12 protein-coding genes and 1 pseudogene are annotated in these 12590 nt (G+C 64.4%); 10 read left to right on the top strand and 3 right to left on the bottom strand.

From position 1 onward, the window contains the following. From AC52Q4_RS09285 to AC52Q4_RS09240, 10 genes and pseudogenes are all read left to right on the top strand, one after another. Positions 1-2988, top strand: a 2988-nt coding sequence (locus AC52Q4_RS09285; protein ID WP_495536514.1) for a DEAD/DEAH box helicase, incomplete at its 5' end; no start/stop codon positions are given. Between the two features lie 112 nt (positions 2989-3100). Next, positions 3101-3319 carry a type II toxin-antitoxin system Phd/YefM family antitoxin gene (locus AC52Q4_RS09280; protein ID WP_495536513.1) on the top strand — a complete coding sequence of 73 codons (219 nt, stop codon included), beginning with the start codon at positions 3101-3103 and terminating at the stop codon, positions 3317-3319. A gap of 467 nt (positions 3320-3786) precedes the next feature. Further along, positions 3787-6261, top strand: coding sequence for a hypothetical protein (locus AC52Q4_RS09275; RefSeq protein ID WP_495536512.1), 2475 nt, complete (start codon positions 3787-3789; stop codon positions 6259-6261). Next, positions 6258-6563: a molecular chaperone DnaJ gene (locus tag AC52Q4_RS09270; protein WP_495536511.1), complete on the top strand. Its 306-nt coding sequence runs from the start codon at positions 6258-6260 to the stop codon at positions 6561-6563. The genes AC52Q4_RS09275 and AC52Q4_RS09270 overlap by 4 nt, the downstream gene beginning before the upstream one ends. Before the next feature lie 5 nt (positions 6564-6568). Then, positions 6569-7234: a nucleotide exchange factor GrpE gene (gene grpE, locus AC52Q4_RS09265; RefSeq protein WP_495536510.1), complete on the top strand. Its 666-nt coding sequence runs from the start codon at positions 6569-6571 to the stop codon at positions 7232-7234. Then, positions 7231-8982: an Hsp70 family protein gene (locus tag AC52Q4_RS09260; RefSeq protein WP_495536509.1), complete on the top strand. Its 1752-nt coding sequence runs from the start codon at positions 7231-7233 to the stop codon at positions 8980-8982. Before grpE ends, AC52Q4_RS09260 begins: the two co-directional genes overlap by 4 nt. Position 8983: 1 nt before the next feature. Continuing rightward, positions 8984-9271: a hypothetical protein gene (locus tag AC52Q4_RS09255; RefSeq protein ID WP_495536508.1), complete on the top strand. Its 288-nt coding sequence runs from the start codon at positions 8984-8986 to the stop codon at positions 9269-9271. A gap of 107 nt (positions 9272-9378) precedes the next feature. Next, positions 9379-9603, top strand: a pseudogene (locus AC52Q4_RS09250) (hypothetical protein); the annotation flags it as partial. Between the two features lie 91 nt (positions 9604-9694). After that, a complete protein-coding gene (locus AC52Q4_RS09245) occupies positions 9695-9970 on the top strand; it encodes a phosphosulfolactate synthase (protein ID WP_495536507.1) in 276 nt (91 codons plus the stop codon). Between the two features lie 160 nt (positions 9971-10130). Then, positions 10131-11090, top strand: a complete 960-nt coding sequence (locus AC52Q4_RS09240; protein ID WP_495536506.1) for an NAD(P)H-dependent flavin oxidoreductase — start codon at positions 10131-10133, stop codon at positions 11088-11090. 76 nt (positions 11091-11166) lie between these two features. Here the strand turns inward: AC52Q4_RS09240 and AC52Q4_RS09235 are convergent, their stop codons facing one another. The 3 genes from AC52Q4_RS09235 to AC52Q4_RS09225 all read right to left on the bottom strand — a co-directional run bounded on the left by AC52Q4_RS09235 (position 11167) and on the right by AC52Q4_RS09225 (position 12335). After that, complete coding sequence (locus AC52Q4_RS09235; protein ID WP_495536505.1) at positions 11167-11439, bottom strand: hypervirulence associated TUDOR domain-containing protein; 273 nt, start codon at positions 11437-11439, stop codon at positions 11167-11169. A gap of 152 nt (positions 11440-11591) precedes the next feature. Then, the gene (locus AC52Q4_RS09230) at positions 11592-12008 is read right to left on the bottom strand and encodes a type II toxin-antitoxin system VapC family toxin (RefSeq protein ID WP_495536504.1); all 417 of its coding nucleotides are present in this window, start codon (positions 12006-12008) and stop codon (positions 11592-11594) included. A gap of 39 nt (positions 12009-12047) precedes the next feature. Continuing rightward, complete coding sequence (locus AC52Q4_RS09225; protein WP_495536515.1) at positions 12048-12335, bottom strand: type II toxin-antitoxin system Phd/YefM family antitoxin; 288 nt, start codon at positions 12333-12335, stop codon at positions 12048-12050. Positions 12336-12590 lie beyond the last annotated feature (255 nt).

Genomic DNA, 12590 nt, shown 5'->3' with positions numbered 1-12590 from the left:
GACGCCACAGGCGCGCCTCCCGGGCTCGACGAGCTCGCGCTGGCGGGCGCGGATGAGAACGAACGTGAACCCGCACCCGAGCCTGACACCCTCGCTCACATCGACTACTCCGGCCTGTCCAACCTGGTTGACGCGCTGCCAAAAGCCTTGCCGCCAAATCCACCATTCAGTCCAGCGGGTGATTTCCGAAAGCGCTGGACAACCCACATGCGCCGCTTGGCCAAGGCCGCTCGCCGCCAACTGGAGCACGACGGTGGAGCAGCGCGGGAGCGTCCCACAACCCGCCTAACGCCCGAGGACACGCCGCGGCTGCTCGTCGACACAAACGCGGACACCACCGTCATTGACGCCGAAGGCGTGACTGAGCTTGCCGACCTGCTCCCCGCCGTTGGTGCGCTAGAAGCGGCCGACCTGCCGGATTATCAACCCGAGGTGGCCGGACTGCATGCCGCCAACCGGGCCGCAATGCACTTTCTCCAAGCCGGTGCAGCCGTGCCCTGGATCTTTGCCCTGCAACGCAGCGGCACTGGCTTGCTATGGCTACCCGCGACGCTTGATCCCAGCGTGCGGGCACTCATCGAGCAGCTCGCCCGCGGGTTGCCGTCGAATCTGCTGCGCCTACAGGTGGGGCGCCGCCAGCGGCGGATCTCGCCGCGAATGCAGGCGCGCCTACTGTGCGGGCTATTCATGGACCACTGGATGCGCGAGGGGGGCGCCGATCTCCCGGACGCGCAGCGCGACGACAAGGTCATGAGGCTGTTCTTCGGGGATGGCTGCGAATGGTTCGACGGCCCCGGCGAGGGGGCCGTGCCGGGGAGCATCCGCACCTGGCTCGCCCGGCTCCATCTCGCGGAGAGCGATCACGCGCCAGTCCTGCGGCTGGAAGAAGACGCCGACGCCTTCACGCTGTCCATCGACGTCACAGCGCGTAACGGCGCCGCGGCACGGACACCGATGCCGCTCGCACAGGTACTTCGGGATCCGAAGTGGGCAACGCAGCGCAGCAGCATCCTGAAGACAATCTCAATGCTCGGCGAGTCCTACCCGCCCATCAACGACTATGTACGCACCGGTGCCAACGCAGCGATGCGCGTTGCGGCCGACCGGCTTCCCGAGTTGCTCTTCGAGGTCTTCCCCATCGTCCAGCTTCTGGGCATCCGCACCCTTTTGCCACGCGTACTGGAGCAACTGCTAAAACCGCAGCGTTCCCTGGAGGTCACCGGCAAGAAGGCAGAAACGGGCGGATTCCTCAGCGCCAACGACCTATTCAGCTTCAACTGGCGCGTTGCCGTCGGCAATCAGCTGCTTACCCCCGAGGAGTTCGAGTCCCTGGTCAGCGAAGCCACGGGCGTCGTGCGCTTCCGCGGCGAGTATGTCTACCTCGAGCCCAAAGAAGTCGAGCGTCTGCGCAATCAGCTCGACAAACCCGCGCGGCTCCACGGGGCCGAGCTTACGCGCATTGCCCTGACGGGCGAGTACGAAGGCGCGCCGGTGCACCTCGATGACGCGGCCCACGAGCGCGTCAAGGCACTCAAGACAATCAGCGAGGTGCCTCTGCCCACAGCCATTCGAGCGGAGCTGCGCCCCTACCAGCAACGCGGATTCCAGTGGCTCTACGGCAATACCGACGTAGGGCTCGGCAGCGTCATTGCCGACGATATGGGGCTGGGCAAGACGTTGCAGGTCCTCACCACCGTGCTCAAGCTCAAGGAGGACGGCAAGATCGGCAGCCACGCAAGCGCGCTGATCGTTGTTCCCACCAGTCTGCTCACCAACTGGCGCAAGGAGATCGAGCGCTTCACGCCGTCGCTGTCGCTACACGTCTATCACGGCCCCGGCCGCAGCCTGCCTGCACCCGGTGCGCAGCCGGACCTTGTCGTCACGACCTACGGACACGCGCGCAGCGATCTGGCGGCCTTGCGGGGCCTCTCCTGGCGCGTTGTCATCGTCGATGAAGCGCAGAACATCAAAAACCCCTCCGCCGCACAGACCAAAGCCATCAAGTCCCTGCGCGCCGGCGCCCACATCGCCATGAGCGGCACCCCGGTCGAGAACCGGCTTTCCGAATACTGGAGCATCATGGACTTCGCAAACCCCGGCTACCTCGGCACGCCGAAACGGTTCAGCGAGCAATTCGCCACCCCCATCGAGGTGCACGGAGACCAGCGCGTCGCCGAGCGATTCCGCCGGGCCGCCGCGCCTTTCCTGATGCGGCGGTTGAAGACGGACAGCTCGATCATCAGCGATCTGCCGGAGAAAATTGAACAGGACCAGTTCTGCGAGCTTACCGAGGAACAGGCCGCCATTTATGAGTCTGTCGTCAGGGAAGGGTTGGAGGTCATTCAGGGCGAGTCGGATACCTTCCAGCGCCAGGGACTCGTCTTGCAGATGATCCTTGCGCTCAAGCAGATCTGCAACCACCCCCGACAGTACCTCAACGACGGTGCCGCAACGCCGGCGCACTCCGGCAAGGCACAACGGCTGCTCGAGCTTCTGACCGAGACGCACCGTCAGCACGAAAAGGTGCTGTTATTCACCCAGTTCCGCAAAGCCGGTGAGCTCCTGCAAGGCTGGATTGCCGAGGCGTTCGGGCGCACCCCGGCGTTCCTGCACGGCGGTCTCTCGCGCAAGCACCGCGACGCCATGGTAGAGCGCTTCCAGGGCGATCGCACCGAGCGCGTTTTCATCCTCTCACTCAAGGCCGCGGGCACCGGGCTCAATCTCACGGCCGCCTCACAGGTCATTCACTTCGATCTATGGTGGAACCCGGCGGTGGAAGCGCAGGCCACCGATCGCGCCTACCGCATCGGCCAATCACAGACCGTGCAGGTCCACCGGCTCATCACCCGCGAGACCTTCGAGGAGCGCATCAACGACATGATCCGCTCCAAGCGGGCGCTCTCCGAACTCACCGTCGGCACCGGCGAGCAGTGGATCGGCAACCTGAGGGACGAAGAGCTGCGAAACGTGTTCGCCCTCAGCCGATAAATGATTGCTCCACAGACCCCGCATACCGCGCCTGGGTAGAGAGACAGCACCTGCGATGTATTGCGGTGCCTCACGCTTCGACCCGTGAGTTGTACATATTCAGAAGCGACGCATGCGCACGATCAGCTTCAGCAAGGCGCGCAAGCACCTGAAAGCCGTTCTTGATCGGGTCAATGACGACGCGGACTGCACCATCATTACCCGGCGGGATGCACCGGAGGCTGTCGTGATGTCATCAGCGCAGTACAACGCACTGATGGAAACTGTGCATCTGCTGCGCTCGCCAGCCAACGCAGCCCATCTGGAACGGGTCTCGCAGAACCTGAAATAGCCCCGCCATCCCGTCAGATAGATCTTGAGCCGACACACTCGCTCCTCCAGGCTGATGCCCCACTTGCGCCGCGTCAGCCGGCGTATCTGGGCCTTGAATCGTCGCAGCGATTCCGGGGCGATCCGTGCATTCCCGTGAACCCCTTTCGCCGCCCCAAATACGCGCGGTGAATCCGGGTCGGCGTGCTGCTCAGCGGAGGTTTTGCGTCGAGGTGCAATTAGCTTCCTGAGTGCTCGTACTCATAGTGCCGTACCGACTCGGCCGGCTCGACGTGGGCGAGGCGGTTGGGGCCCTTGCGCGGAGCTGGCGGGCGACGGTGCTATCGCCCACGCCGAGATCACATACGGATTGCCCGGCCGGTTGACCCAACAGTATCCTCAGCCCTTTTCACACCCGTTTTCCTGGTAATCTCTTTTAGGACTTCTATGGCTCGGCGGAAACAGCGATCATGCGCTAAACAGGGCAAGGTGGAGAACCTCGAAACGCTCGCGCGCTCGGCGGCGCTGCATTTGGAGCACAGGCGGTTCAAGGAAGCGGCGGCGGATTACAAGCGCCTGCTGAAAGATCATGGCCGACAACCGGCATGGGTAGGTGCGCTGGCACAAGCGTATGCCGGGCGAGCGGAGCATCTGGCCTCGCGTGGCATGATCAAGGAGGCGATTGCTCTATGGCAGACGCGAGCCGAGAGCTGTAGCGAACCGCTGGCCGACCCTCGCTACCTTAGCTGGCTGATGGCCGCAGGGCGTACACCCGAGCTGGTGCGCCTATACCGCCAGGCTCCCCAGGCGCTGGCGGGCGCGGGCGGGGTTGGCGGGCTGCAGGCGCGTCTCGCGGCTGGCGCCCTGGCGGGTGGCGGTGATCTGATCGCGTACCTCGGCGCCGATGATCCGGTCGCCCGCGATTTCGCGGCTGCCGATGCGGCGCTTGAAGCCTACGCTCACCACGACGATGCCGCGCTTGAAGCGGCGCTGGCACGTATCTCGTTCCGCTCTCCTTACCGCGATTTTCGCCAGTTAATGAAAGCGTTGACGCGTTATGAGCAGGCGCCTGGCGCCGCGGCCGAAATTCTGGCCCGGGTGCCCGCCGATACCCCGTTCGCCGGTATCCGGGAGGCGCTGGAGGCGGTCGCCGAACTGGATACGCAGGTCGACACCCAGCCGAAGGTGTCCGGGTTGCCGCGCGACATTGTGACCGTCGTGGCCGCACTCGCCGGTTGGCGACCGGAACAGCGCCAGGCTGTGGCGGCTCTGGCGCGGTTGGGTTCAGCGCCCGGTACGCGGGCGTTATTTGATTTCGTCATGAATCAGCGCAACGTATTGGGTGCGCGATTTTCTCGCGAAGCGGCCTTTGCGCTCGCGGGCAGCGATACCCGGCTGCATGCGCGGCTCGCCAGGATACAGAAAGCCTCGCCGCCGGAAGATAACCGGCGTCTCGTCGCGCTGCTCATGGAAGCGTATGGGACGCCGTGGGATGCCGTAGACCAGTGGCAGCGACTGCTGGGCGCGCTGGCCGCCGAGCGCGCACCCGATGACGACGCGAAGTTGCGTCGTGCCCTGATCCATCGCCACATCGCCGATTTGCTTCATCCACCACAGGCGGATCCGCCGCTAGCGGCCGTGGCGGTCGATCATCTGGCGCGGAGTCTGGAGCTCGACCCCGAGGATCACAGCAGTTATTTTCGTCTAATCGATCATTATCTTCACGTGCGTGATCTCAAGGCGGCGCGCCAGACAGTCGACAAGGCACTGCGGTATTTTCCCGACGACATCGAATGCCTGTTTCGGGCGGCACGCACGGCCGTCGCCGGCGGCGCGTACAAGAAGGCTACTCGCTTCGCCGAGCGTTTACTTGCCATCGACCCCATCAACTCGCGCGTGCGCGGCTTGCTTATGGATGCCTATCTAGCGCATGCCCGCAAGCAGATCAAGGCTAACAAAATAATGGCCGCACGACGCGAACTGGCGCATGCCATGGAGTGGGCGCGCAGCGATGTGGACCAGGGGCGCATACAGGTGCTCGATGGCATGATCACGCTCACCGCCGAAGGGCGCGAAGCCGCCTGCGAGCGGCTCAATGCGGGTATCACACGAGCCGGAGGCGGTCTTACGGGGCGTTTTTATCTGCTGCTGGAGGCGGGCGGCATCGGCCAAAACCTCCAATCGCTCACTCGGGCGGCCAATCTGCCGCCCGTGCACACCGAGGGCAATCGGGAACAGGTGCTGGCCCTGATCCAGGCCGTGGCCACCCTGCGGGAGGACCAGCAGGACACGCCTGCGGCGCGGGCCGCCCTGCAGAGACTGACACCGGCCATTAATCGCGCGGCCGACGCGGAGCTGGACTGGGAGACAACCCAACGGATCTGCGAGACGCTGCTGCGCTATAAGCAACACGGTCCGCTCAAACGCTATGCCCAGAGCGGGCTGCGGCGCTGGCCCAAGGCGCCGCTGTTGGTGTTCTACCGGGCGATGGGCCGCCTGGAGGGTCGGCCGCCCAAACCCTGGGAACGCGAATTCCACAACATTGACACCGCCGCCGCCCGAGCCTATGAAGCCGGCGACATACGCACCGCCGAGCGCATCCGGGCGGCCCTGGACGCGGCCTTCCCAGCACCGGCGCACTTCGATGAATTCGACCCATTTGCCGATGATACGTACGCCGGCGGCGAGGCGCAGAGGCCTGCGGTGACCGAAGGGGCACTGGATCCCGCCCTCCGATCGCTGCTCGAGACGATCCTGGGGGGCGCCGAGCTGGAGCGCCTCGAGGCCGCCATTGCGCGTGACGAGTCGATACCACCGGATATCCAGGCTAGGATCGAGGCGTTTTTGAATAAGGAGATCGACATGCCGGGCGCGCCCCAGCGCAAGCCCAAAACGCCCCAAAAACCGAAAAAGCCCCAGCGCACGAATCCCTTTCAGGATGATCTATTCGGAGACGAACAATGAACGATCCCTACCGTGTTCTCGGCGTGGCGCGGGCGCATGCCGATGACGGCGCGATCCGAGCGGCTTATCTCGACGGCTTGCGCAGGCATCCGCCAGAGCGCGACCCCGAGGGGTTTCAGAGGCTGCGCAACGCCTATGAACAGATCCGCAGCCATCGGCGGCGGCTCGCCCACGATCTGTTTCATCTCGAGGTTCCGACCGGCGCTGATATCGCGGCGCGGGTGCTCGAACCCGGTACGCGGCGACGCCCCACGGCCGAGGAGATCCGACAAGCACTGGCGTCGGGCCTGGAGGTCGGTTGATATCAATGGATGAGCAGACCAAGGAGCGGCTGATCGGCGAGCTGCGCGATTATCTGGACGACTTGCCGGAAGGGCCGCATGACGAGACCGAGACGGGGCGCGAGGTGGACCTGTACACCCTGTTCACCGAGCTCGCCGGACTGAGAAACGAGGTGCGACTCGAATCCCGTCAAGTCAAGCGCGCACTGGATGAGTTCCGCGGTGTGTTTGCGACCCTGGAAGCAAGTGGCAGGCGGGCCGAGGAAGAGCTGAAAGCGTGTCGTACCCAACAGGCCGCGGCAACAGCGAGTGCCGAACGCGGACTGCTGCGGGAGCTGATCGCCTTGCGCGATCGCCTGGAGCCGGCCCATCGGTTCGCCGCCCGGCATCGCCCAGGCCTGTTCGCGCGGCTGTGCTCACGCCGTGAACGGGCATTGATCGATGATTTGAGCAAAGGCCTGGGCATCACCCTGCGGCGCCTGGACCAGATCCTCGCCGCCTACGACGTCATCCCGGTGAAGACGATCGGCGAGCCTGTCGACCCGCATGTGATGCGGGTGGCTGCGGTGCGCGCCGAGCCCGGCCAACCAGATGGCGTGGTACTGGAGGAAGCCCACCGGGGCTATCAACGTGCAGGCGAAGTATTGCGCCTGGCGGAGGTCGTGGCCAACAAGACAGAGCAAGACCTATGAGCGAGAACATTATCGGCATCGACCTGGGAACAACTAATTCAGAGGTTGCGGTGGCTCGGCAGGGGCGCGTGGAGGTGCTGGAGATCGAACCGGGGACACGCCTGCTGCCCTCGATGGTGGGTCTCGATGACGCCGATTCGCTGTTGGTCGGCCAGCCGGCGAAAAACCAGGCAGTGCTCTACCCGGAACGCACCGTTCGTTCCATCAAGCGGCAGATGGGCAGCGACGAGTCGGTCATGCTGGGTGACCAGCACTACAGCCCGCAGGAGATTTCGGCCATGATCCTGCGCCGGCTCCGGAGCGTGGCCGAGGCCCATCTCGGCGAGCCCGTCACGCGCGCGGTCATCACCGTACCGGCTTATTTCTCCGATGCGCAGCGCCAGGCGACGCGCGAAGCCGGCGAAATCGCGGGCCTGGAAGTAGCGCGCATCATCAATGAGCCGACCGCCGCCGCCCTGGCCTATGAGGCCGGATCGTCGACGCGCCAGCATGTTCTGGTCTACGATCTCGGCGGCGGCACATTCGACGTCTCGGTCGTGGCGATAGAAGGTGACGTCGTCGAGGTGCTGGGGAGCCACGGCAATAATCACCTGGGCGGCGACGATTTCGACTGCCGAATCATCGAGCACGTACTCAACCACCTGCAACAGATCCACGACGTGGACGCCGCGGCATCGACCCCCGCCATGGGTCGTATCCGGCGGGCCGCCGAGGCGGCCAAAATCGCGCTCTCCGATCAGCCATACGCGTGCATCGAGCAAGAGTACCTGCTGGAACGCGACGGCCGGCCGGTCAATCTGGCGCTGGAACTGGCGCGTAGCGACTACGAGGCGATGATTTCGGCCTACGTGGACGAGACGCTCGAAGCCGTGCATACGGCCCTCGACGGTGCCGGTCTGACCACCGCCGATCTGGATGAAGTCCTACTCGTCGGCGGGGCGACGCGTACGCCGCTCATCGCCCAACGGCTGGAGGCCGAACTGGGGCTACAGCCGCGCGGTGAACTCGATCCGGAGCTGTGTGTCGCCACGGGGGCGGCGAGCCAGGCGGCCATCATCGCCGGCGCCCCGGTTCGCACGGTGCTGGTCGATATCACCCCGTACACGTTCGGGACCAGTGCGGTGGGCGAATTGAACGGCGCATATCATCCCTATTGCTTTGTTCCGGTCATTCGCAAGAACACGCCGATTCCGGTCACCAAGAGCGAGGTCTTCTATACCCTTCACGATGGCCAACAGAACGTCGACGTGCAGATTTTCCAAGGGGAGGCGTCGGATGCGCTCAACAACACGCGGATCGGGCACTTCACGGTCGAGGGCCTGCGTGATGCGCCCGCCGGTAACCCGGTAGTGATGACGTTTGCACTGGATCTGGACGGCATTCTCCACGTCACGGCACGAGAGAAAGCGACCGATCTGGAGAAAAGTATCCGCATTGACAAGGCGGTCGAGCGTAACGAGACGCGATCACTCGATGCCGCGCGTGAGCGTATCGGGCAACTGTTCGAAGGCGAGTCGACGCCCGCGCACACCGGCGGCGCCAACGCGACGGCGCTGGGCCAGGCTGAGGAAGGCAGGGCACTAATCGAAAAGGCCGAGCAACTTATGGACGGCGCCACGGCCGAAGACCGCGAGGATCTGGTTGATGGCGTCGAGCAGATCAACGAGGCGATCGCCGAGGGCGACGAGCAGGCACTGGCGGCGGCGATTGAGCAACTCACCGACCTGATCTATTTCCTCGAGGCCTGAGATGGCCCGTTGTCCGCTGTGCCGGGCCGCATTGACGAGCGAGCCCCTGTGCCCCCGCTGTGGCGCCGACCTCGGCTTGGCACAGGCCGTTGAAGCCGAGGCGTCCCGGTACCTGCGAGAAGCGCTCATCCACTTCGCTTATGGCGATAACTGCAACGCGCAAGCCTGCGCCCGGCAGGCCGTGCGCTGTCACAAAACGCCGTTCACCGAGCTCGTCGCCCATTGGCTCGAGGCGTCGCCCGGGCAAACAATGCCCCGCCACCGTGCCCCGTCAACGCGACGTCCGTGAAAACGAGCGCGGCATCAGGGCGTGGCGCTGGCTGCTGCCCGTAGAGGTGGTACCGTGCGCCGCGAGCGGCAGTCGGCGGGCCGCGATACCACGGGTGCCAGTACAGTATGGCACGCATTGGCGCGTGCCCGGCCAGCCTTGAGTGCACAAGACGACATTGCCCGGCTCCTCCCTCACCGCGTCAGCAAATGGAGCTTGTCGGGCCAGTCGTTCCACTCCTTCGCATTGGCCGGCGGATCCTGCCCCGCGCGCAGGTACGCGCGATGAGCGATTTCGCCCACGAACACGACGCCTACATCTCCTCCGGCGGCGGCTGGATCGAGACCGTGCTGCGCTACGGCCCGGAGGCGGTGGAGAAGTACCTCGACGAGGCGAAAGAGGTGGGGTTTCGACGTCATCGAGATCTCCACCGACTTCCTGTCGATGCCGACCTCTGGGCTGTGCCGGCTAGTCGAGCGGGTGAAACGCGCGGACCTCAAGGCCAAGCCCGAGCTCGGCATCCAGTTCGGCTCCGGCGGCGACTCCACCGAGGCGGAGCTCGCCGCCGAGGGCAAAAAGGACGTAGGTGATCTTGTGGATCGCGCCCGGCAGGCGCTCGACGCCGGCGCCGATATCATCATGATCGAGTCCGAGGGCATCACCGAGAACCTCGCCACCTGGCACACCAGCGCGCCGGCGGCGCTTACGCGCACTCGCTGATCGCTCTCCATGAGCTGGAAAAGGACGGTTAACGCTCCTCGAAATCCCGCTGATCACACGCCTGCGCGAAGCGCACCGAGTCTTTGTTGCGCGGTGATAAGCTATCTAACATCTACTACGGCCTTGGATGCTGTTCGGGGCGTGCGACAGACAAAGGGGCATGATGCATACGCGCTTGACCAAGCTGCTCGACATTGAGCTTCCGGTGCTGCTTGCCCCCATGGGTAGCGTATCCGGCGGAGTTCTTGCGGCCGCCGTCAGTGAGGCCGGCGGTCTGGGATTGCTCGGTGCCGGCTATGGCGATGCGGCATGGCTGCGTAGCGAGCTCCATGCAAGCCGAGGCGCCCGCGTCGGAGTCGGCTTTATCACCTGGTCGCTCGCCCGCGATCCCTCACTCCTGGACCTGGCCCTCGATCAGGAGCCGGTCGCCGTTATGTTCTCCTTCGGGGATTTCACCCCTTATGTCAGGAAAACACGAGACGCGGGCGCCAAAGTGATCTGCCAGGTGCAAAGCGTCGCGGACGCCGTACGGGCGGCTGAGGGTGGAGCCGACATTGTCGTGGCGCAGGGTACCGAGGCGGGCGGTCACGGTGCGAGCCGAACCACGTTCGCATTGGTGCCGGCGGTGGTGGACGCGGTCGCACCGTTGCCGGTGGCGGCAGCGGGAGGGATCGCCGATGGACGCGGGCTAGCTGCTGCCCTGGTGTTAGGGGCGAGCGGTGCGCTGGTCGGGACACGCTTCTATGCTACGGAAGAGGCGCTCGGGCACGAGGCCGCGAAGCGGGCGATCGCCGGAGGCAAAGGCGATGAAACGCTGCGCACGCGGGTCTTCGATATCGTCCGCGGCTATTCCTGGCCACAGCCGTACACCGGACGCGCGCTTAGGAATCGGTTCACTGCCCGCTGGCATGGCGATGAAGCCGGACTTCAAGGCGATCTCGAACGTCAGGGCGCCAGCTACTGGGACGCCGCGGCGAGCGGGGATGTCGATACCGCTGTCGTGTTCTGCGGGGAGGCCATCGATCTCATCACCACGGTCGAGCCGGCGGCGCAGGTTCTGCGGAGGATGGTCACCGAGGCGGAACGCTTGCTGGCGCGTGGAACGATGCCATTGCTGTGAACGAGTTGCTCTCGATCCGAGATCGACGCATCCGGCGGAAAGACTGCTGCAACGAAGGACGTCGCACCGCTCCCTCTCAGCGCTCCACCTTCCTCAGCGCGGAGCCCTTATGCATCGCGATGTGATCGGTTTTGTCGCTTTTGATCTCGTACTGCGGGTCGTCTTCGCTGCACCGGCGCATGTGGCCTTTGTATTCGACATCGCGGGTATGGACTTCGATGATTTTTCCGCTGACTTCGCCCGCTTCGGAGTTCCAGCACACGCGATCGCCAACTTTGCGTGTATCGGCCACTTGCTCCATCAGTTTCAAGCAGCGCGCCTTGAACTCCGAGGCTTTGATTTCCATCATATAATTCGCGAATCAAATATGACCATAGTCACATTGCTTTCAAGCGGCTATCGAGCGATATCGTCTCACCTGCCGCACCGTCGCCATCTTCCAACCACGCCTGAAATATCAGCACATCCCAGAGCGGATAATGCCAGTAGCCCACCGCGGGATTATTTTTGATCCCACAGACAACGCACGCGCAAACCGGGCACCGCCGCAAAATCCATGTCTCCGGTCACGAAGTGACCCCGGTCATTCGCCACCAGCAATGATGCCGCCTGCAAAGCGTCCGGCGTTCGCAGCCGCTGATCGGCACGCAGCTCCGCGGCACGGTCGATCACAGGCGTGTCCAGGGTAATCACTTCCAACCCCGGATCCATGAAAAAGGCATCATAGCGCTCGAGCAAGGCCGTGTTGCCTTCACGCAGCGGCCGGATGCGACACTCCAGACGGCTGAGCGCGGAGACCGCCAGCGGCGGTGAAGGCTCCGGCGTGTGCAGCTCCGTCAGCGTGCGGCGAACCGCAGCTTGCGCCTCCGCATCGCCCTCGAACAGGTAGATGATGGCGCTCGCGTCGAGAAATATCACGGGGCCGAATCAATCCCTGAAAGACCGCACCAATCGCCCTCAATAGCCGCCTGCGTGGGGGTCATCCCAGGCCCCTCGCTCGGCCTCCAGCGCCGCGTTGATCTCGCGTGCACTGCGCCCATCCGTCGACGCAGGGGTCAACAGGCGTTCCCACAGCCGTTCCGAGGCACGCCGTCGATCCACGAGACGCTGGTAGTCTTCCTCGCTGAGAATGACGTAGCATGGCCGGTTTCGCCGTATCACGTGCACCGGTCCCTCGCGCAGTGCCGCGTCGACGGCGGCAATACCGCGGCGCTTGAGTTCCTGGGCCGAGATGATGTTGTCCATCATATTACCCTATTTGGTACTGGAAAACAGTACCGATTATAGCACCGTTCACGGCTGGCAAAAAGTTCAGCCTAGGCGAGTCGGGTAGACGACGGCGTCGGCGGGCACCTCCCGCGCCCGGCGAGCGACGGCTTGCGAAAGCGGCAACCCGCGGCCCTTGGGACTTCTCCGGCATCCCTCCGACGAAAACACAACGGAATCGACACGGCAACATCACTGACCGACAATAACGAGCAACCTCCCAGCCCTGCCCTC

Source organism: Nitrococcus sp., assembly GCF_059432795.1.
Note: the sequence above shows the minus strand (reverse complement) of the source record. Positions and strands in the feature narration are given on the sequence as shown.